The organism is Campylobacter ureolyticus (genome assembly GCF_013372225.1).
Taxonomy (GTDB): Bacteria; Campylobacterota; Campylobacteria; order Campylobacterales; family Campylobacteraceae; genus Campylobacter_B; species Campylobacter_B ureolyticus.
Window position 1 is genome coordinate 825,074 of record NZ_CP053832.1, and the last position, 21,675, is coordinate 846,748.

The 21,675-nt window shown below is 27.4% G+C and carries 19 protein-coding genes; 12 read left to right on the top strand and 7 right to left on the bottom strand.

Annotation, left to right across the window (positions count from 1 at the left end; translation table 11 throughout):
• Positions 1-18 precede the first annotated feature (18 nt).
• The 5 genes from CURT_RS04220 to CURT_RS04240 form a co-directional block, all read right to left on the bottom strand.
• Positions 19-795, bottom strand: a complete 777-nt coding sequence (locus CURT_RS04220; protein ID WP_018712998.1) for a prepilin peptidase — start codon at positions 793-795, stop codon at positions 19-21.
• Positions 795-1,472 carry a polyprenyl diphosphate synthase gene (gene uppS, locus CURT_RS04225; protein WP_018712999.1) on the bottom strand — a complete coding sequence of 226 codons (678 nt, stop codon included), beginning with the start codon at positions 1,470-1,472 and terminating at the stop codon, positions 795-797. Before uppS ends, CURT_RS04220 begins: the two co-directional genes overlap by 1 nt.
• Entirely contained in the window at positions 1,465-2,649 is a 1,185-nt protein-coding gene (gene coaBC / locus CURT_RS04230) for a bifunctional phosphopantothenoylcysteine decarboxylase/phosphopantothenate--cysteine ligase CoaBC (protein ID WP_018713000.1), read from the bottom strand. Before coaBC ends, uppS begins: the two co-directional genes overlap by 8 nt.
• On the bottom strand, positions 2,646-3,947 hold the full coding sequence (gene glmU, locus CURT_RS04235) for a bifunctional UDP-N-acetylglucosamine diphosphorylase/glucosamine-1-phosphate N-acetyltransferase GlmU (RefSeq protein ID WP_018713001.1): 1,302 nt from the start codon (positions 3,945-3,947) through the stop codon (positions 2,646-2,648). Before glmU ends, coaBC begins: the two co-directional genes overlap by 4 nt.
• Before the next feature lie 86 nt (positions 3,948-4,033).
• Entirely contained in the window at positions 4,034-4,912 is an 879-nt protein-coding gene (locus CURT_RS04240) for a WYL domain-containing protein (RefSeq protein WP_018713002.1), read from the bottom strand.
• A gap of 82 nt (positions 4,913-4,994) precedes the next feature.
• On the opposite strand from CURT_RS04240, the gene CURT_RS04245 reads away from it, so the two are divergent.
• Genes CURT_RS04245 through CURT_RS04255 form a run of 3 tightly spaced genes read left to right on the top strand, consistent with a single transcriptional unit; the run spans position 4,995 to position 9,915 of the window.
• The gene (locus CURT_RS04245; protein WP_018713003.1) at positions 4,995-6,962 is read left to right on the top strand and encodes an AAA family ATPase; all 1,968 of its coding nucleotides are present in this window, start codon (positions 4,995-4,997) and stop codon (positions 6,960-6,962) included.
• A gap of 33 nt (positions 6,963-6,995) precedes the next feature.
• Positions 6,996-8,264, top strand: coding sequence for a DUF262 domain-containing protein (locus tag CURT_RS04250; protein ID WP_018713004.1), 1,269 nt, complete (start codon positions 6,996-6,998; stop codon positions 8,262-8,264).
• A gap of 10 nt (positions 8,265-8,274) precedes the next feature.
• The gene (locus CURT_RS04255; RefSeq protein WP_018713005.1) at positions 8,275-9,915 is read left to right on the top strand and encodes a DUF262 domain-containing protein; all 1,641 of its coding nucleotides are present in this window, start codon (positions 8,275-8,277) and stop codon (positions 9,913-9,915) included.
• A gap of 50 nt (positions 9,916-9,965) precedes the next feature.
• Here the strand turns inward: CURT_RS04255 and CURT_RS04260 are convergent, their stop codons facing one another.
• Complete coding sequence (locus CURT_RS04260) at positions 9,966-10,589, bottom strand: hypothetical protein (protein ID WP_018713006.1); 624 nt, start codon at positions 10,587-10,589, stop codon at positions 9,966-9,968.
• Positions 10,589-11,131: a macro domain-containing protein gene (locus CURT_RS04265; RefSeq protein WP_018713007.1), complete on the bottom strand. Its 543-nt coding sequence runs from the start codon at positions 11,129-11,131 to the stop codon at positions 10,589-10,591. The genes CURT_RS04260 and CURT_RS04265 overlap by 1 nt, the downstream gene beginning before the upstream one ends.
• Before the next feature lie 113 nt (positions 11,132-11,244).
• Here CURT_RS04265 and CURT_RS04270 point away from each other — a divergent pair, with 113 nt between their 5' ends.
• The 9 genes from CURT_RS04270 to wecB all read left to right on the top strand — a co-directional run bounded on the left by CURT_RS04270 (position 11,245) and on the right by wecB (position 21,668).
• Entirely contained in the window at positions 11,245-12,102 is an 858-nt protein-coding gene (locus tag CURT_RS04270; protein ID WP_018713008.1) for an EamA family transporter, read from the top strand.
• 74 nt (positions 12,103-12,176) lie between these two features.
• The gene (locus tag CURT_RS04275; RefSeq protein WP_018713009.1) at positions 12,177-13,346 is read left to right on the top strand and encodes an efflux RND transporter periplasmic adaptor subunit; all 1,170 of its coding nucleotides are present in this window, start codon (positions 12,177-12,179) and stop codon (positions 13,344-13,346) included.
• Between the two features lie 2 nt (positions 13,347-13,348).
• The gene (locus CURT_RS04280) at positions 13,349-15,259 is read left to right on the top strand and encodes an ABC transporter permease (RefSeq protein WP_018713010.1); all 1,911 of its coding nucleotides are present in this window, start codon (positions 13,349-13,351) and stop codon (positions 15,257-15,259) included.
• A 71-nt stretch (positions 15,260-15,330) separates the two neighbouring features.
• A complete protein-coding gene (locus CURT_RS04285) occupies positions 15,331-16,692 on the top strand; it encodes a phosphomannomutase/phosphoglucomutase (protein WP_018713011.1) in 1,362 nt (453 codons plus the stop codon).
• Between the two features lie 74 nt (positions 16,693-16,766).
• Entirely contained in the window at positions 16,767-17,693 is a 927-nt protein-coding gene (locus tag CURT_RS04290) for a Wzz/FepE/Etk N-terminal domain-containing protein (protein ID WP_018713012.1), read from the top strand.
• A gap of 23 nt (positions 17,694-17,716) precedes the next feature.
• Positions 17,717-19,132 carry an oligosaccharide flippase family protein gene (locus CURT_RS04295; protein WP_018713013.1) on the top strand — a complete coding sequence of 472 codons (1,416 nt, stop codon included), beginning with the start codon at positions 17,717-17,719 and terminating at the stop codon, positions 19,130-19,132.
• A 64-nt stretch (positions 19,133-19,196) separates the two neighbouring features.
• On the top strand, positions 19,197-19,994 hold the full coding sequence (locus CURT_RS04300) for a glycosyltransferase family 25 protein (protein ID WP_018713014.1): 798 nt from the start codon (positions 19,197-19,199) through the stop codon (positions 19,992-19,994).
• Between the two features lie 248 nt (positions 19,995-20,242).
• On the top strand, positions 20,243-20,362 hold the full coding sequence (locus CURT_RS09605) for a polysaccharide pyruvyl transferase family protein (protein WP_202751528.1): 120 nt from the start codon (positions 20,243-20,245) through the stop codon (positions 20,360-20,362).
• 151 nt (positions 20,363-20,513) lie between these two features.
• Positions 20,514-21,668 (top strand): non-hydrolyzing UDP-N-acetylglucosamine 2-epimerase, encoded by a 1,155-nt coding sequence (gene wecB / locus CURT_RS04310; RefSeq protein WP_018713016.1) that lies wholly within the window; start codon positions 20,514-20,516, stop codon positions 21,666-21,668.
• Positions 21,669-21,675: the final 7 nt, after the last annotated feature.

A 21,675-nucleotide genomic window follows, 5' to 3' on the forward strand; every position in this document is an offset into this window, starting at 1 on the left:
ACTCGTTTTATCTATTATTTATGCATACATTACAAAATTTAAAAACTTTAAAGAGTAAGCATCAAAGCAATAAACCACAAAAAGTCCTATTGATAAAAATGGAAAAAATGGCATTTCATAGTCTTTTTGCCTTACTGCTGCATAAAATGGCAAAGTTAAAATTGCACCTATAAATATAGCAAAAAATCCTAAATTTAGACCCAAAACTGCACCCATACAAGCAAACAGATAAATATCAGCTAGCCCCATAGCTTCCATTTTTTTAAGTTTGCTTAAAATAAATCTTATTGCGTAAAATATCGCTGCAAAAATTAAAGCGTTTTTAACTCCATCAAAACTAAATGCATAAAGTAAGGAAATAACTACAGATGAGTTTAAAAGAGCATCAGGAACGGCAGTATAACGGAAATCAACTACACTTGAAGCAAGTAAAATTATAAATAATAATCCTATCATTAAGGCTTTAAAAAGCATAAGATATTCATTTTGTGAAAAATTAAAGCCACTAAATTCAAACTCTTTATATAGAACAATTATCATAAAAACTCCACCCATAAGCTCTATTAATGGATATTGAGGACTTATTTTACTTTTGCAAAATGCACATTTTCCACCTAAAAAAATCCAAGAAAAAAGTGGAATATTGTGGTACCACTTTAAAGGAGTTTTACAACTTTGGCAGTGCGATGCTGGAAAATTTATACTTTCATTTTTTGGAAGTCTATAAATTAATACATTGCTAAAAGATGCTACACAAATGCCAATTATAAAATAAAAAATTGATAAAATTATCATTAAAGTCCTCCAAATTTTCTATGAATTTTTGTGTATTTTTCTACTATTTTTTCAAGTTCATTATATGAAAAATCAGGCCATAAAGTAGGGGTAAAAAATAGCTCAGCATAGCTTGCTTGCCATAGTAAAAAATTTGATAGCCTTTGCTCTCCGCCTGTTCGAATTAGCAAATCAACATCGCCTATTTTTGCTGTATCAAGGTTTTGGCTAATTGTTGCTTCATTTATTTCATTACCTTTTGATATTAGCTTTTTAACCGCTCTTACTATCTCATCTTTTGATCCATAATTTACAGCTAAGGTTAAAGTTAATTTATTAAAAATGGCAGTTTTTTCTTTTATGTTTGCGATTAAATTTAAAAGCTCATCATCAAATTTGCTTAAATTTCCAATTGTTTCAAATTTAATCTCATTTTTTATAAAAATTTCCTCTTTTTTTATTAAAAATTCTTTAAAAAGTTTAATTAAATACTCAACTTCGCTTTTTGGTCTAGCCCAGTTTTCAGTGCTAAAAGCATACAAAGTTAGATTTTTTATATCTTTATCTATGCAAAATTTAGCCACATTTTCAACTACATTTGCACCACTATCATGACCTTTTGTTCGAATAAATCCTCTTTTTTTTGCCCATCTACCATTTCCATCCATTATAATGGCAAGGTGATTTAGTTTATTCATTAAAAAGTCTTTTTATAAGTTCGGCTAATTTAAATGCAACACTTTGTTTTGAGCCTTCAATAGTTTCAATGTTTTCATCTTTTGTTATATATCTTATCTTTGTATTTTCGCTACCAAAAGTTAAAACATCATTTAGTATATTTAGACAAATTGCATCAAGTCCTTTATCTTTTAATGCTTTTTTTGCCAAATCAACTGATGAGTTTTGTTTTACCTCAAGTTTAAACCCTATTTTTTTAACTCCTGGAGTTGTGATTTTAGAGATAATATCTTCGTTTTTTCTAAAATTTAGAGTTAAAACACCATCGACATCATCTTTGCTTATTTTACCTTTTACTTTATTTGGGATAAAATCACTCACAGCAGCTGTCATTAGCACGATATCGCCAGCATTCATTTTCTGTGTTAGAAGAGCACTTTGAAGCCCAAAAGAACTATCAAATTTAAGTAATTTGTATGGCACATTATAGTCATAGCTACTTATAAAAACAACATTTGCTCCAAGCAAGTAAAAAGCATCAGCTAAAGCTTTGCTAGTTTTTCCACTTGATAGATTTGTTATTACTCTTACATCATCTATTTTTTCACTTGTTGATCCACCTGTAATAATAACTGTTTTTCCAGTATAAAATTCATCTTTTAAAAACTCTTTTTTTACTGCGTTTATAATGCTTTCAATTTCTGCAAGAGCTCCTTTTCCAACATCTCCACAAGCTAAAGTTTTGGTGACTGGTTCAATAAATTTAACACCTTTTTCTTTTAATGTTTTTATAGAATCTTTTGTTATTTCATTTTCAAGCATATTTGTATTTGCAGCTGGAGCTATGATAATAGGAGCTTTTGAGGCTATTAGTGTTTCTATGAAAATATTATCACAAAAGCCATGAGCTAGTTTATTTATAGAATTTACACTAGCTGGCGCTAAAACTATAAGGTCCATTTTAGAATACTCAATGTGGTTAATTCCTTCTTGCCAATTTTCAGTTTTAGTGCATAATACTTTATGATTGCTTAATGCTTCAAAAGCTTCGTAATTTACAAATTTTAAAGCCCCATCGCTTAGCATTACATAAACATCAGCGCCAAGTTTCTTTAAACTTGATAAAATTTCAAAAGCCTTATAAAAACTTATGCTTCCGCAAACTCCAAGAAGTATTTTTTTATCTTTTAATATCATTTTTTATCTCCAAAAAATTTATAGTAAAATCCACTTTTATTAGTTTGTTTTACTCGATTTATTACTAAATCCCCACTTTTGGCATCTTTTGTAACAGTTGAGCCAGCAGCGATTATCACATCATCAGCGATATTTACAGGTGCAACTAATTGTGTATCGCTTCCTACAAACACATTTTTTCCAATTATAGTTTTGAATTTATTTTTTCCATCATAATTGCAAGTTATAGTTCCACAACCGATATTTGTGCCACTATCAATTTCACAATCACCTAAATAACTTAAATGCCCAGCTTTTATATCATTTACTTTTGCATTTTTAAGCTCTACGAAATTTCCAATATGAGAGTTTTTTATATTGCATTTTGGACGAATATGTGCAAGTGGTCCAATATCAGAGCTATCAATTTTAGAGTTTTCTATAACGCTTCCACTTTTTATAATGCTGTCTTTTATCTCGCATTTTCCTATTATGCTTACATTTTCTTCAAGCTCACATTCTCCTTGAAATTTTGCCTCACAATCTATATAAATAGTTTTTGGAAGTCTCATCTTAACGCCACTTTTCATCAAATTTTCTTTTATATTATCTTGCATTATCTCTTCTGCAATACTTAAAGCAAATTTATCATTTATTCCCATAAAATTTTTCTCATCAACCTCAATAGCTTGGCAAGTTAAATTTATGCTTTTAGCTATTTCTATGCTGTCTGTTAGATAGTATTCATTTTGAGCGTTATTATTTTTTATAAGTGGTAAAATTTTGGCTAAAACTTCACTTTTAAAAGCATAACATCCTGCATTTACTAAATTTATGCTTTTTTCATCTTCATTTGCATCTTTTTCTTCAACTATTTTTAAAATTTCATTATTAGAATTTGTTATAACTCGTCCATAGCCTTTTGGATTTTTTGCCCTAAACACGCTTAGTGCAGCATCACTTTTAAAACTAGCAAGTTTTTTTATATCATCAAGTTTTATTAAAGGCATATCGCCACATAAAATAATAGTTTTTTTTGAGCTTAGCTTAACATCTTTTAGTGCTCCAGCAGTTCCAGGGAAATTTTCAACATCTTGTTTGTAAATTTTTGTATTTGCAAAGCTATTTAAAACTACTTTTTTAACTTCATCAAATTGATAATTTAATATAACACTTACATCATCACTTAATTCATAAGCTTTTTGCAATATGTGGCAAATCATAGGCTTTCCGGATAGTTCAAAAAGCACTTTTGCTTTGTTTGATTTCATTCTAGTTCCAAAACCAGCAGCTAAAATCACAACTGAAATCTCACTCATTTATTAACCTTTTAAAATCATATATTTTGGCTATTTTACCTTAATTTATATAAAAGATTAATTTAATAAGTTTTATTTTTAGATTTTTAAATTGATTTTAAATACTCACTTAGCATTTTTTTTAAATACTCATTTAGGTCATTTGGGGCAATGACTTTAATAAATGGGATAAATTGTAAGATAAATGGCACGATTTCATAGTAGTTTGAAACTTTTAAATGCACTTCGCTCTGATCTTGTTTGCGGATGATTGCTTGCGTTTTTAGTGGGATTCTTTCTAAAAATTTCAAAATAGAGTTATCAACCAAAAGCTCAACTATAAAGCCTTGATTATCTATATCAAACCAGATAGAGTTGGCATTTTTAAGTTTTGCCTCAATATCTTTTGTATTTGTAAATTTTTCGTTTAAAATAGTTAAGTTTTTTATACTTTTTAGGTGAAACTTTTTAAATTTATCATCTTTATTTGTATCCAAACAAAGCAGATACCAAAAACCATCAAAATTTGCAATCTTAAGCGGTTTGACTCTAAATTTATAGTCATCGTAAGTAAAGTTTATGATCTCTTTGTTCTCAATGCTAGAAGCCAAGCTTTTAAAAAACTCCAGGTCGTTACTATCTAAATTTTCGTTTTTTAGCTGTATGAAAAAAGCATTTTTATACTCTCTATTGATCTCTTTAAATAGACCTTTTGATTTTTGATAAATTTCATATCCTTGATTTTGGGTGAAGTTTTTTACAAGGCTAAAAACAACATCATTTTCATCTTTTTTTAGATCTGTTATGCTGTAAATTTTACTGTTTAGCCTTATATCTATCCCATCATCTTTTAAAATTTTTATATATCTTGCGATAGTTCTTTTATCTTTATTAAATATTTTGCATAGATGATCCTCGCTAACTGGGGATTTTGTAAGTAGCTCATAAATTTTTGCCACTTTTTCTAAAGTTGCTTGAGTTGCCATTTTTATCCTTTTTTAGATGATGACAAAAAAATGTCTTTGAAAAGCTCTATAATTTTATCATAAATTTATCAAGGAGGGCTTTATGAGTTATTATGAAAAGATCATAAGATTAATGGAACTTAGAGTAGCTGTTCATTTGGATACTATTTTAAAACTCATGGATGGTAGAGTGGCTGTTTTATATGAGTATCTGGATAAAAATATAAAGCTTGAAAAAGATCAAATTCCTCTGATTTTAAACAAACTAAAAGAAAAGCTTGAAATTTATGAAAAAGAGTTTAAGATAGATGAAGATGATATTTTGGAAAAAAATCTAAATTTCTTGCAAAATACCTTAAGTCTTACAAACACGCAGGTAAATATCATTAGAATGGGTGCTGTTGTGTTAAATTATAACTCTTATATATTAGATCAAATAACATCATCTTATAAAAGCGAGTTAGAAATTTATACCTTTTTTTCTAGGATATTAAACGAGCCAATAGAAAATATAAAAGAGGCATTTGAGTTAAAAAATTCTTTTAGATATATGGTAAAACTTTATGGTGGTTCTGGATACCGTGCAAATATAATCGATACAAAGGATGATTTTTTAAAATATCTGCTTGTTGAAAATGGCATATATAAGTTTATCAAATACTACACTTATGAGTTATCTTCCAGCAATCTTAAATTTAGTGATTTTGACCATATAAAGCAAGATTTAGCTGTTTTAATCCCATATTTAAAATACTCCATTGAAAATGAGCTTAAAGGGGTAAATATTTTGTTTTATGGAAAGTCAGGTGTTGGGAAAAGTGAAATTTGCTCACTAATAGCAAATAGATGCAATGTTTTGGGGCTTGGTATAAAATCATATTTTGATGATTATAACATTGTTCATTCTATGGCAAGGATAGCAAGTATAGATTTTATATCAAATTTCGTTAGCAAAGAGACAATTTTTATCTACGATGAGGCTGAGGATATTTTCAGTCTTAACTCCCGCGATAAACAAGACAATAAAGCTTTTGTAAATTACGCTCTTGAAAACAATAAAAGAGTTGTTATTTACATTACAAATGATGTTGGATGTATTGATGAGGCGATTTTGAGAAGATTTGACTTCATAATGGAGTTTAAAGATATCCCTCAAAATCAAAAACTCAAAATCATCAATAAATACTCCAAAAACTTAGTAGATGATAAAACAAAAGAGCTTTTTAGCGGCTCACCCGATCTACAACCAGCTACTATTGCTAAGGTTAGCAAAGTCATAGAAACTCTAAATTTAAAAGATGCTTCAAATGAGTTTAAGCTTCTTGCAAACAATACTCTCAATGCTTTTGGATATGGTAAAATGGAGTTTAGAAAAGAGATAAAATACACTCCAAAAGAGTATGATATTACACTTTTAAACTCTGATTATGATCTTGAAAACTTAGCTAATAAAGTAAAAAATGATGTAAGAATTTGTCTTTATGGACCAAGTGGAAGTGGCAAAAGTGCCTATGCTTTTTATCTGGCTGACAGGCTTAAAAAAGAGCTTATTATAAAGACTGGAAGCGATCTATTATCGCCTTATATCGGCGAGAGTGAAAAAAATATAAAAAATGCCTTTTTGCTAGCCAAGCAAAAAGATGCGATTTTACTAATCGATGAGATAGAGGGCTTTTTATTTAGTAGAAACAAAGCTACTAAAAGCTGGGAACTAACTATGGTAAATGAGTTTATAACCTCAATGCAAAGTTTTGATGGCATTTTTATATCAACTTCAAACTTATTTGAGCTAATAGACAGCGCGGTTTTAAGAAGATTTGATTTTATGGTGGAGTTAAAGCCTTTAAATTTCATGCAAGCTAAAGATATATTTCAAAATAGATGTGAAAATTTAGGCTTTAAGCCAAAAGAGGAGCTTTTAAACTCATTTTTAGAGCTAAGCAATATAACAATTGGTGATTTTGAATCAGTAAAAAGAAGTATGAAATTTTTAGATGTAAATAGCGCAGATGAGTATTTTGACCTTTTAAAACAGAGATGTTTGTTAAAAGCTAACTTTCAAAATGTATAATAACAGATAAATTTTAAATTTAAGGAGAGTGGGATGGAGAGTATCTTAAATAACATAGGCGAAATAAATATGAAAGATATTTATAGCAAAAATATAAAAATTCCATTTTATCAAAGACCATATAAATGGAAACTTGAGAATGTAAGATATCTTTGTGAAGATATAAAAAATAGCTTTACAAAAAGTAATAATAAATATCTTTTAGGAAATATAATTTTACATGAGGAAAATGATGAATTAAATATTGTTGATGGGCAACAACGCCTTACTACAGTAGCTTTGATACTAAAAAGTTTGGGCGAAGAGATAAATTTTCTAGAAAATAAGATAAACATAAACTCAAAAGAGGCTTTAAAAAGAAACTATAATTTTATAAAAAGCTATTTTTCAAATTTTGAAAGAGCAGATGATCTCATAGAATTTATCTTAAATAACCTAGTGGTAACCTATATAAAAACTAAAGACCTAGATGAGGCTTTTAAGTTTTTTGATACACAAAATTCTCGCGGTAAAAAGCTCGATGATGTTGATTTGCTAAAAAATCACCATTTTATGCATTTGGGCGATGTGGATATTTCCATACAAAAGCAGATTGCAAAGGAGTGGAAAAAGTATGAAAATATGAGTGTAGATTCATATCATTGGAATATGAGAGAATTATTAAAATGTGTTATAAATGATCTTTATATTTTAAGATTAATGTTCGATGATAGGAATTTTTATTTTGGTGTTTGGATAAATTATGACAACTCGGTTTTGAATGAATTTAAAACCCAGATAAAAGGTGAAAATTTAAATTTACGGGATTTTAAATTTAGCTCAAACATAGTTGGCGGAATGATGTTTTTTGACTATACTTTTAAATATGCTCGTATTTATGAAATCTTAAAGCAAAAAGCTGATTTTTCCACTAAATGGCTTTTAAATCAAGCAATGATGATGCTTTTACTAGTTTATGTGGATAAATTTAGCTTTGATGAAAATTTTGAAAAATTCTATGAAAATGTTTTTGTTAGATTGTTTGTAGTGCTTGCTTCGCATGACAGAATTTATTCCGATTCTAAATGGTTAAAGGATATAATAAAAGATGTTTTCAATAAAATCTTAAGTAGTGATTATAGTTTCTATCTAATAGAAAGATTAGAGTATGACTTGAAATTTGATTTTTTCAAATCTTATGAGATAAACCCATATAAAGAAAATATAGATAATTTACTAAAAAATAAAACCTTTTTAAAAGATAAAGATTTTGCAATAAAAAATATTGAAAGAATTTCTTTTAATAACATAAAAATTAAATAAAGGATAAAAAATGAGTGAATTAATAAAAAAATATAATTTAGACAATTTAGCAGAAAAAAATTTTAACTTTAAAATACCATTTTTTCAAAGAGAGTATTCTTGGGATGAGGAAGATGTTGAAAATTTGATAAATGATGCTTTGGGAGACTCTTTAGATGAAAATGATGTTTTAAATTTAGACGATGAAAGTTCTTACTATATAGGAAATATCGTTGTTAAAAAACAAAAAGATGGCACACTTATGCTAATTGACGGACAGCAACGCCTTATGACTCTGTATTTGCTAGCTAAATTTACTGACTCTGACTTGGAGTTTTATAAAATTGGATATTTGGTAGATGATGAGGATAATGAAAATTTACAAAATATTGATTTTAAAAATCCAAATTTTAAAATGCAAAGTTTAAACGAAATTTGCAAATTTATATATAGACAAGATAGTGATAAAATACAAAAAATGCTTAAAAAAGTTTATTTTACAATGACTACATTAGATGAAAATATGGATGAAAAGCACTATTTTGAAGCTATAAATTTAAATAAAATGCAACTTAGAAAAAGTGATATTTTAAAAGCTCTGTTTTTAAGTAAAGCTAACGAGCAAGAGATTTTAGCAAAAATTTGGGAAAAATGCGAAGATATGGAGCATTATTATGATGAAAATTTAAATAATATTGACTCAATTAAGCAAGACTCAATAAATAATATTTTAGCCTCTGCTGATTCAGATGAAAAAGAAAATCAAAAAAATAGTCCAGATAATAATGAGGTTTTAGAAGTAAAAAGCATAGTTGATTTTGAGGAGTTTTTGGCAATTGTAGCTAAAATTTTAAATAAAGAAATGCCACTTGACCCTAAAAATCTTATAAAAAATTTCAAACAACATATTTTTGATACAAATTTAAATGAGAATTTTATTACCAAACTTGAGCAATATAGAAAGCTTTTTGATAAATATGTTTTTAAAAGAGACTTAGAAGATTTATATCTTATTGATAAAAAAGAGGTATTGAACAAACCTTATCTTATGATACAACTTTTATTTGAAGTTCAAAGCAGCAATGAGTGGCTAGTAAAATATTTAAAAGAGTGCAAAACTTTGGGTGATGTAAACGAACATATTGGTAAATTGGAAGAAATAGACAAAGAAAGAATGCAAGCTTTAATAAAAGATAAAAACTTAGAAGATTTATTAGACCAAGGAACTGGCACTCCTCACTATTTTTTCTACAAGCTTGATTATCTTTTGTGGAAAAAATTAGGCGAAGAGATAGAAAATAAAAGCAAATCTAATTTTTGGGAAGGTGTTAAAAACAGACAAGACATTTATAATAATTTTTATATAATAAGAACTGGTTCGGTTGAACATATACAGCCACAAAGTAAATGTAACGAAAATGGTTTTGATAAAAATACAATACATAATTTTGGAAATTTAGCCTTAATTTCTGGTGGCAGAAATTCATCTTTGGGAGATTTAGAAGTAAATGAAAAAAAGGCTAAAATTGACAACTGGATAAAAGGCAAACAAAGCATCCAAAGTCTTAAAATGCTTTTAGCTTTAGAAAAATATCATGAATGGAATTATGAAATTTCATTTGAACATCATAGAAAAGAAATGATTAAATTGCTAAAAGATAGCCTAAATTAACTACAATTCATAAAATAATCTATCCTAGTTTTTCTAGGATAGACTGAATTTCACCTTTCCAAATACTTTAAAAAATCGGACTCCAACCTTCTTTGTAAAATTTGTAAAGTTATATTAGAACTCATTTGGCAGACTTGTGAGACTGAGTATCTACTTTCTTTTAGCATTTCATCAAGTAGTCCTATCTCTTTTTGGCAAAGAGAGTGCAACCCATTTTGATATGCTCTATGTTTTGCTACAATATTTCCATTTCTAAAATCCTTTGGATTTTTAGGAACTCTAGGAGTTAAATTTGTAAATTTATAAGACTCTTTTGAAATCAAATAACCATCATATAGATCATTTGTATTGAAAGATTTTTTAAGATTTTCATCATTCATCTCCTCTCTCCAGTTTTCATTATGTGCATATTCTATCCTTAGATGAGCAAGTGTTATTGGTATTGAAATAGATAAAAACAAGATCATTTTAGGATTTATAAACTCCATCAACTTTTCATCATCAAAAAGCCCATCAAGACTTACTAAATTACTTACATCATTTTTTACAATCTCATCATAAATTTTTATTTTTAACTCATAAATTTCTTTATAAGTTCTGAAATTTAGAGCATTATTTGCTTTTGCCCACTCATGCATATCTGAAATAGAACGAAATTTAGCTAAATTTTGCATTATATATCCTTTTTAAAAATTTCATTTATTAGATTAAAATCCTCTTTTGTGTATCCATATATCACAACTTTACACTTTATATTTGCACTACTTTTTTTAATAAAGTGTTTTTTATACAAATTTATCACCTCTTTTTTATTAAGCCCGCCAATACCGCACCCAATGAGAGGAATTCCAAGCCTAATGTCAAATTTGCCATATCTTAAAATTTCATTATCGATATTTTTTAGAATATTTTTAATAACATCTAAATTTGGATATTTTGGCATATTTTTAAATGTATAGTTTAAAACAGCCGCATGAAAAATATGAGTGAAATTTTCATTATTTGATATGGTTTTTATAACTTCACCTGGCTTTAAAAGGCTATTTTTAAGCCTTTCTTGCATCAAATATTCAAGCTTTTCTCCACCACATCTACAAAAAAATGCCCTTGAAACACCACTTCCAAGTAGCATTAGAGTATTTGATGGATTTACTAAAATATCAGCTTTTTCATCAAGTAAATCACCACGCTTTATACTAACTTCATAAGAGATCATCTAACCCTCCTTTTTGGTCTATGATAGATGATTTTTAAGACATTTTTATATCTTTTGTTTTTATTTAATTTAACTTTTTATAATTATGTGAAAATTTTAAATTTGGGAAAAATATGAATAAACTCATCTTTGTTACCATTATGTGGGCTTTTAGTTTTAGTTTGATTGGTGTTTGTTTAAAAGGTGTTGATAGCACATTTTTAGCACTTTTAAGAGTTGGTGTTGCATTAATTTGCTTTTTACCATTTATGAGGTTTAATAATCCTAAATTAGCTTTTACAACAGCATTTATAGGGGCTTTTCAAATTGGTGTGATGTATCTGTTTTATTATGCAAGTTTTTCATATTTAAGCGTTGTTGAAGTTGCATTATTTACTATTTTTACTCCTTTTTATGTTACTATTTTTTATGATTTATTTAGTTTTAAATTTAGAAAACTTTATCTTTTAAGCGTTGGGCTTGCAGTATTTGGAGCTTTTATAATTAAATTTGGAAATATAAATGAGGGATTTTTAAAAGGTTTTTTACTTATTCAAGGAGCAAATATTTGCTTTGGTTTTGGTCAAAGCGCTTATAAATTTATACTTGAAAAAAAGGGGCTTAAAGATCAAATGCATAATTTTGGATTTTTCTTTTTAGGAGCCATAATACCTTGCTTTATAGCATTTTTGATTTTTGGAGATAGTTCAAAAACAACTCTTAATTTAACTCAAATTTTAGTTATTTTATGGCTTGGCATAGGAGCTAGTGCGGTTGGATATTTCTTATGGAACAAAGGAGCTTGCGAAGTTGATAGTGGAATTTTGGCTATTATGAATAACGCTTTAATCCCAACTGCTATTTTGGTAAATTTAATATTTTTTGGAGCAAAAGCTGATATTTTAAAACTTATAATTGGTGGTGGTATAATCTATCTTTCGCTACTTATTCATAAAAAAATAATGAAATATTATGGTCTAAAAAACAGTTAATTTTATATATTATTTACATTTTAGTAGTATCATCTTTTTATAATAATGATAAAATAAAATATGAAAAGAGAGTTATGAAAAAAAAGTGGATATTTTTTATAGTAATTTTGCTTATTGTTTTAGCCTGTTTTAAGTTTTTTAATAAAAAAGAAGAGGTTGATTATTTTACTATTAAGCCAACAAAAGGGGATTTTGCAAATGTTGTAGTTGCAACTGGTGAAGTTGGCGCACAAAATTTAATAGATGTTGGAGCTCAAGTTAGTGGGCAAATTCAAAAACTTTTTGTAAAAACAGGTGATATGGTAAAAAAAGGTGAAATTATTGCCAAGATTGATTCTGTTAAGCAAAGCAACGAAGTTGGAAAGCTAAAAGCAGAAAATGAAATTTTGCTAGCCGATCTAAACGCAAGTGAAATTTCATTAAAAATCCTAAACTCAAAATACAAAAGACAAAAAACTCTTTATAAAAAAAATGCAACTTCAAAAGAAGCTTTGGATGATGCGTATGATTTGGTTGCTTTAAAAATAGCTCAAATTTCTCAAATAAAAGCTAGAGTTCTACAAAATCAAATCGCTCTTGATACAGCTATGACAAATTTAGGCTATACACAAATTCTATCTCCGCTTGATGGTGTTGTGATCTCAACAATTGTAAAAGAGGGACAAACTGTAAATGCAAATCAAACAACCCCTTTAATAGTTCAAATAGCCGATCTTTCAAAGCTTGAGATAAATATGCAAATAGCTGAGGGTGATCTGCCTAGAGTAAAAACTGGAATGAAAGTAAGATATTCGATTTTAGCTGATCCAAATAAAAAATTTGATGGAATTATTTCAAGCATCGATCCTGCAATGACAACTTTAAGTGATGGTGTAAAAAATACACAAAACTCACAAAAAAATGAAGCTGTTTATTACTATGCAAAAATTTTAGTTGATAATAGCAATAATTTTTTAAAAATAGGCATGACTACTGAAAATGAAATAGTTATAGAAGAGGTAAAAGATGCAATTTACTTACAAAAAAATGCAATTATAAAAGAGGGCGATAAGTTTTTTGTAAAAATCTTAAAAGATGAAAAGCCAATTAAAAAAGAGGTAAAAGTTGGAATTAGCGATGGGTTTTATAGTGAAATTAAAAGTGGTATTAGTCAAAACGATAATATTATTTTAAATAGCCAAGCTCATCAAACTGGAAAAAACCATAAAGTTTCACACCCTGGCGGAAAAAATACTAGGATATAGTTTTGCTAAAACTTGAAAATATTAATAAAAATTTTAATCTTGGTAAAGTCCAAGTTCTAAATGATATAAATTTAGAGATTAAAAAGGGTGAATTTGTAGCTATAATTGGACAAAGTGGAAGTGGAAAATCAACTTTAATGAATATAATTGGCTGCTTAGATACGCAAAGCAGTGGAAAATACTATGTTGATAATAAAGACATAAGCAAGTTTTCAAGCGATGAAAAAGCAAGTCTTAGAAGAAAAAAATTTGGTTTTGTGTTTCAAAGATATAATTTAATTTCAAATTTAACAGCACTTGAAAATGTTTGTTTGCCAGGTATTTATGAAGGTTTAGATGATAGAAAAACAAAAGGCTTAAACTTGCTTGATAAGCTTGATATAAAAGAAAAAGCCTATAGCAAACCAAACCAATTAAGTGGAGGGCAACAACAAAGAGTTAGTATAGCAAGAGCTTTAATAAATGGTGGAGAAGTTATTTTAGCTGATGAGCCAACTGGAGCCTTGGATAGTAAAAGTGGCATCATGGTTATGGAAATTTTGTCAAATTTGCATAAAAATGGACATACAATAATTTTAGTAACACATGATAAAAATGTTGCAAATTACGCAAATAGGATAATTGAGATAAAAGATGGAAAAATTATAAATGACGAAATTAAGAAAAATGAAAATTTTACTATACAAAATTTAGATAAAAATAAAAATAAATCATCTTTTGGATATAAATTTTTAGAAGCTTTAAAAATGGCTATAAGTTCAATTTTTTCTCATAAATTAAGATCTTTTTTAACAATGCTTGGAATTATTATAGGAATTGCATCTGTTATTTGTGTTGTGGCTCTTGGCGAGGGTTCACAAGAAAAAATTTTATCATCAATTAGAGCAATTGGAACAAATACGATAAATATCTATCCTGGAAAAAATTTTGGTGATTTAAGAGCTGGAAAGGTAAAAAGCTTAAGTGTAGATGACTCAAGAATTTTAGGAATGCAAAATTATTTAGATTATTCTACGCCAAATACTTCAACAAGTGGTGTGATAACTTATAAAAATTTAAGTTTAAATGCAAATTTAAGAGGTGGTGGGGTAAATTCTCTAGCAGTTAATGGTATAGAAATTCAAACCGGAAGAAGCTTTGAAGTAAGTGATATAGCAAATTTAAACTCAGTTGTTATTATAGATCAAAATACAAAAAATTCATTTTTTAAAGATGAAGATCCGCTTGGAAAAAATATATTTTTTAATCAAAAACCACTTAAAATAATAGGCATTGCAAAAGAAGATGAAAATGCATTTGGCGGAAGTGATAACTTAAGACTTTACGCACCTTTTTCAACTGTTATTAACAAAATTACAGGCGATAGGCATATTCATAGCATCACGGTCAAAGTAAAAGATGATACAAATGCCCAACTTGCAGAAGAGGCTATAGTTTCTATCTTAACTCAAAAGCATGGAAAAAAAGATTTTTTTACAAGAAATTCAGATACTATCAAAAAAACAGTTGAAAGCACAATGGCTACGATGAGGCTTTTAATTTCATCAATTGCTTTGATTTCATTGATAGTTGGTGGAATTGGCGTTATGAATATAATGCTAGTAAGCGTGAGTGAAAGAACAAAAGAAATTGGCATAAGAATGGCAATTGGAGCAAAAGAAGGCGATATTTTAATACAGTTTTTAATAGAGGCTATAATTTTATGCATTATTGGAGGAATTATAGGGTTATTTACAGCTTACTCTTTTGGTTATTTATTTAACTCAATAAGCGGAAATTTTTATATGAAATTTAGCACAATGCCAGCAATTATTGCTTTAATGTCATCATGCTTAGTAGGAACTATTTTTGGATATTTGCCTGCAAAAAATGCTAGTAAATTAAATCCTATTGATGCGCTTTTACAAGAGTAGAAATTAAAACTTTACCAAGTTTTAATTAATTTTATATATAATTTTCATTCCAAAAATAAAAAAGGAAATTTATGATAGAAAATATTTTTAGAGAATACGATATAAGAGGTATTTTTGAAACTGAGTTAAATGAAATTTCGGTTAAGGCTATTGGTTATGAACTCGGGCTTGAAATGAAAAATAGGGGGGTTAAAACTCTAAGTGTAGGATATGATGCAAGACTTAGTGCAGATAGCCTTTTTAATTGGCTAGTAAGCGGTCTAAATAAAGCTGAAATTAAAATTTTTGATATAGGAATGCTTCCAACTCCAGTTGGATATTTTAGTGTTTTTAAAGATTTTTTTGATGCAAATATTATGATAACAGGCTCACATAATCCTAAAAATTATAATGGATTTAAAGTGACAATTTTTAAGGATAGTTATTTTGGAAGAGATCTTCAAATTTTAAAAACAAAAGTTAAAAATGCAATAGATAATGATATTAAAATAGAGGATAATTTTAAAACCAATAAATTTGATGTTTTAACTCCATATATTGAATATTTAACAAAAAGTTTTGAGCATTTAAAAAACTTAAATTTAAAAATAGTAAGTGATGCAGGCAATGGAACAGCGGGAATTGTTTTAGAAAAATTAAAAGAAAACCTAAGTTTAAATATGAAAATTTTATATCCTAAACCTGATGGAAATTTTCCAAACCACCATCCAGATCCAAGCGTTGAAGAAAATTTAAAAGATTTAAAAGAAAAATTAAATAATGGTTTTGAGATAGGCTTTGGATTTGACGGTGATAGTGACAGAATAGCAGTTTTAACAAAAAATAAAAATATAAAAGGTGATGAATTAGCGTATCTTTTTGCTCTTAATTTGAAAGATCCTAAAATCGTTGGAGAGGTTAAGTTTTCACAAAGTATTTATGAAGAGATTAATAAATTTGGCACAACTTTTATGAGTAAAACCGGTCATAGTAATATTAAAAAAATATTAAAAGATGGTGATTTTGATCTTGGAGCTGAAGTTAGTGGGCATATTTTCTTTAAAAATAGATATTTTGGATTTGATGATGCTATTTATGCGATGATGAGAGTTTTAGAACTTATTAAAGATGGTATAAATTTAGAGGCTGAGCTTAATAAACTTCCTAAAATTTATAGCACTGATGAGATAAAAATAGAAGTAAATGAAGAAAATAAATTTAAAATAATTGAAGTTTTTAAAGAGCATTTAAACGAACTTGGCTTGCCTGAAATTTTAGAAGTCATAGAAATAGATGGCGTTAGAGTGCATTTTAAAAATGCTTGGGCGTTACTTAGAGCTAGTAATACAACGCCAGTTTTAGTAGCAAGATTTGAAAGCACAGATGAGAGTTTAAAAAACGAGATAGAGGATAAATTTATCAAATTCGTAAATGAAATAAAAGACAATTTGTAATTTTTAAATATGTTTTAAATATATTTTAAGAGTAGATATTATAAACTATTTAAATTTAATTTTAGGAAAATATTTTGAATAAAGAAGAAATTTTAATTAAAGATGATGAGATTGATTTAGTAGAGCTTTTCAAAACGCTTTGTGGCTATAAAATTATCATATTTTTAGTAACATTTTTATTTGTAGTATTAGGTGCAATCTATGCTTTTGTTATTGCAACGCCGAAGTATGAAGTAAGTGCTATATTTGAAAATGGATATTATAAAGATTTACCAACTTCAAATGAAAAAAAATCTTTTGTAGATATTATCTCAAGAATAGAAAGTTTAAATGTAAAATGGATAAAAAGTTTAGAAAGAATTCCTAGTTTAGATTTTAAATTTAATAAAATAGAGCTAATAAAAGATGATAAAAGCAGATTTAATGTGAGCATTTTTGCTAAAAATAATGAAATTGGTATTTCTAAAATAAAGGAAATATTGACCAATTTAAAAAATGAAGATAAAATAGATCTTGGAATTTATAAAAAAAACATAGAAAATAAAATTGACGACGCTATAAAAATGATAAACATACTAAAACAAAAAGAGTTGTCTTTACAAAATTCTTTGAAAATGGTAGATAAAGAAAGTAGTGATACACTACAAAAAATTATTGAGTTTAATAAAAAGCTTTCAAGCCAAAACAATGCAAATTTGGAAATTGCACTAGCGAGTTTACTTGATTTACAAACCAGAATAGAAAATAAAAGACTATCTTTAAATAATTCTATAGCGGAAAATAAAACAAGTATAGTAAATCTTGAGGCTTCTATAAAAAATTTGAGGATTAAAATTCTGCCAATAAGCTATAGTGAAACTAAAATTTTATCAAACATAGTAACTTATGAAAAACCAGTAAAGCCCAAAAAAGCTTTAATTTTATTCATATCTTGCTTTGTTGGGTTTTTTGTAAGTATTTTTGGCGTTTTGATTTACAATAGCGTAAAAAATAAAAAATAACATAATAGTAAAAAGTCTAAATTTTGAGTGATTTAAAAAAATTTGTAAAATCAAGCGGAATATATTTTCTGGGAAGCATATTAAGCAAACTTATAGCATTTTTTATGCTTCCAATTTATACAAAGTATTTAAGTCCGGCTGAGTTTGGAGAGTATGACTTAAATATAGCCTATATGCAGTTTTTTATCTCATTTTTCTTTTTGGATATTTATATTGGCATTATGAAATTTTTGCTTGATCCAAATTTGAAAGAAATTGAAAATTATAAAGAAAAAGTTCTTTTTTCAGGTTTTTTTATCTTTTTTATATCTACTTTAGTTTATTTTTTATTTTTTTATCTTTTTATGCAAATTTATGATATTAAATTTAAATCTATACTCATCTTGCTTGGATTATTTATAAATTTACAAATCGTTTATGGTTATATATGTAGAGCTTACTCTAAAAATCAGATTTTTGTTATAAGTGGTGTTGTAAATAGTATTTTGTATGCCGTAGTTTCATTTATACTACTTTATAAATTTAATTTTGGATATGAAGCTTTATTTTTAGGTGCATTGATAGGAAATTTAGTAGATATTTTTATTATGGAGTGCAGTGTAAAAGTTATAAAAAAGATTAAATTTGCTCTGTTTGACTTTACATTTTTTAAAAGACTTTTGTATTACTCGCTTCCACTTTGTTTAAACTCGCTTTCATTCTGGTTTGCAGCCGTTTATGGCAGATCTGTTATAGCAAATAAGTTAAGTTATGCTGATAATGGGTATTATACAATAGCACTTAAATTTGCGATGATTATTTCTCTTGTTGCTATGTGTTTTAAACTCGGTTGGCAAGAAGTGAGCTTTTCAAAAGATCTTAAAAAACAGAATAACTCTATTTTTTACTCAAGAGCTTGCAATGAATATCTTAAATTTATGCTTTTATCGGTAGCTGTTTTATTGCCGGTAATTAAGATTATTTTTCCATTTTTTATAAACAGTGCTTTTAATGAAGCTTTGATTTATATCCCACTTACTCTTTTAGGAGCTATAGTTTTTGGATTTAGTGAGTTTTTGATGAGTATCATAAACACCATAAATAAAAACAGATATCTTTTTATCGCAACAGCTTGCGGTGCTATTTTAAACATAATTTTACTATATCTGTTTATCTATAAATTTAGAGTTTTTGCAGTGGCTTTTTCTTATGTTGTATGTTACTCATTGGTATGTTTTATAATGGTGCTTGTGATAAACAAAACTTTTAAACTGAACATAAAAGTGCTAAATATCATGCTTTATCTGTTTATTTTGCTAATTCAAAGCTTCATTATGATAAAATGCGACGACTATACAAACATAATATCTTTTATTGTTGTTTGTTTGTTGTTTTTATTTTTTTACAAAAATGAAATTAATATAATAATTTTAAAATTAAGACAAAGGTTTTTTATATGAATATTGTTTTTATCAACGTCTTTTATATTGGTAAAAAATATAAATTTCCAATAAAGGAGGATTTATGAATTTTAATCCTAAACAAAATATACAGATTCCAATATATTTAATTTCTTTATGTAAAGACAAAGTTAGACGCGATACATTAAAGCAAATTTTTCCAAAATCATATGAAAAATTTACACTAATTGATGCTGTAGATGGTAGGATACTTAGTGCAAAAGAATATTACGATAAAGCAATGATGTCATACAAACTACTTCATAAAACTAGAGGCTTTATTATATCACCAAGCGAACTTGGCTGTACGCTTAGTCATATTAAAGCACTCGAAAATTTTATAAAATCGAATGAAAAATTTGCAATTATATTAGAAGATGATATTATAGGAAATGATATCGATTTGTTAAAAATACAAAATATAGCCTATAGCTTAGATGAAAATTCTATTTTTATTTGCGGTGGACAAGAAGGTTTAAAACAGTATCTATACGGTAAAAAAATAGATGATAATTTTTATGAAGTTTCAAAATTTTCATATAAATTTATTTATAGGACTTGTTGTTATGTAGTAACAAGAACATCAGCTAAACACATACTTAAATATCAAAACAAAAATTATGGTATAGCAGATTATTGGAATGAGATTTTTAAAAAAAGTAGTATTAAGATATATTATGCAAATATTTTAAAACATCCAGAAAATTTATTAGATAGCAATATAGAAGAAGATAGGATTAAATTTAAAAAATCATTATTTCATAAATTATTTTCGCTGAATGCACCATATAAGATAATAAGAAAATTTTATTACAAATTTATGTCTGTTTGGTTAAGAATAATAGGATATAAAAAGTTGTAATTTTCAATTTTAGCTATGAAGAAATATTTTTAATACGACTAATAAAATATTTGTGTTTGTCAGTTCAAAATTAAAAATTTAGAAGGTAAATATGAAATATTATATGTGTAGTTGCTCTTTGATTTTAGTAATATTTTTAATTTATGATACCAAAAAATATGTAAGTATTCTACACGAACTTAAGAAAATTTAAAATTTTATGAGATAGATAGTGATGGAAATTGTAAAAATACCCTATCAGTAGGCGAGTGTTAAAAAATATCTATGAAGCAGATACCATAATAACAGATTCTTTTCATGGATGTGTTTTTTCGATTTTATTTAATAAACCCTTTTATGCTTTTATAAATAAAAAAAAGAGGGGCTGATAGATTTTATTCTTTATTTGAAATGTTTAATTTATTTGATATAATTAGATTTAGTCAAAAAAATATAAATTATAAAAAAGTTAATGAAATCATTAAAGAGCAAAAAGAGCTTTCTAAAAAGTTTTTGATATTAAATTTAAAGGGTTGATTTATGACTAAAATCTTAATTATTTTTGGTACCCGTCCAGAAGCCATCAAAATGGCGCCGTTGGTAAAAGAGTTTAAAAAACATAATAAATTTGATACAAAAATTTGTGTCACAGCTCAACATAGAGAGATGTTAGATCAAGTATTGGAAATTTTTGATTTAAAGCCAGATTATGACCTAAATATAATGAAGCAAAATCAAGACTTATACGATATAACCTCCAATATTTTGCTACAAATAAAAAAAGTTTTTGATGATTTTAAACCAGACTTTGTCTTTGTTCATGGTGATACTACAACTACATTTGCCTCTAGTTTGGCTGCATTTTACAAACGGATTAAGATTTGTCATGTTGAAGCAGGACTTAGGACATATGATCTCTATAACCCTTTTCCAGAGGAGGCAAACAGAGTTTTAACTAGCAGGCTTACTAAATTTCATTTTCCCCCTACAAACAAAGCGATGCAAAATTTACTAAAAGAAAATATTGATAAAAATAGCATTTTAGTAACAGGCAATACAGTTATAGATGCGCTTTTTTGGGTGCTTAATAAAATAAAAAGTGACTTAAACTTAGAAAAAGAGATTTATGAGAAAATAAGGCATTTCTTAGATGATAAAATCGATATTAAAAAAGATAAATTTATCCTAGTAACTGCCCATCGAAGAGAGAATTTTGGCAATGGTATAGAAAACATATGCTACGCCATCAAAACTTTGGCACAAAACAATCAAAATATTAAATTTATCTATCCTGTGCATCTAAATCCCAATATCCAAGAGCCCGTCTTTAAAATACTTAGCAAAATTTCAAATATCTATCTCATAAAACCTTTGGATTATTTGGAATTTTCATATTTGATGAATCTATCTTATTTGGTGCTAACTGACAGCGGTGGAGTGCAAGAGGAGGCGCCAAGTTTAGGAAAGCCTGTGTTGGTTTTGAGAAATACAACTGAAAGACCAGAAGCAGTAGAAGCAGGAACTGTAAGGCTAGTTGGAACATGCATAAAAGAAATTGTAAAAACTATACAATTGTTGATTGATGATAAAAATGAGTATGGGAAAATGAGCAAAGCCTCTAACCCTTATGGCGATGGCAAGGCTTGTGAAAAGATAGTTGGTTTTTTGAAAGAGATGGCCCAGGATAATGTATAAAACTGTT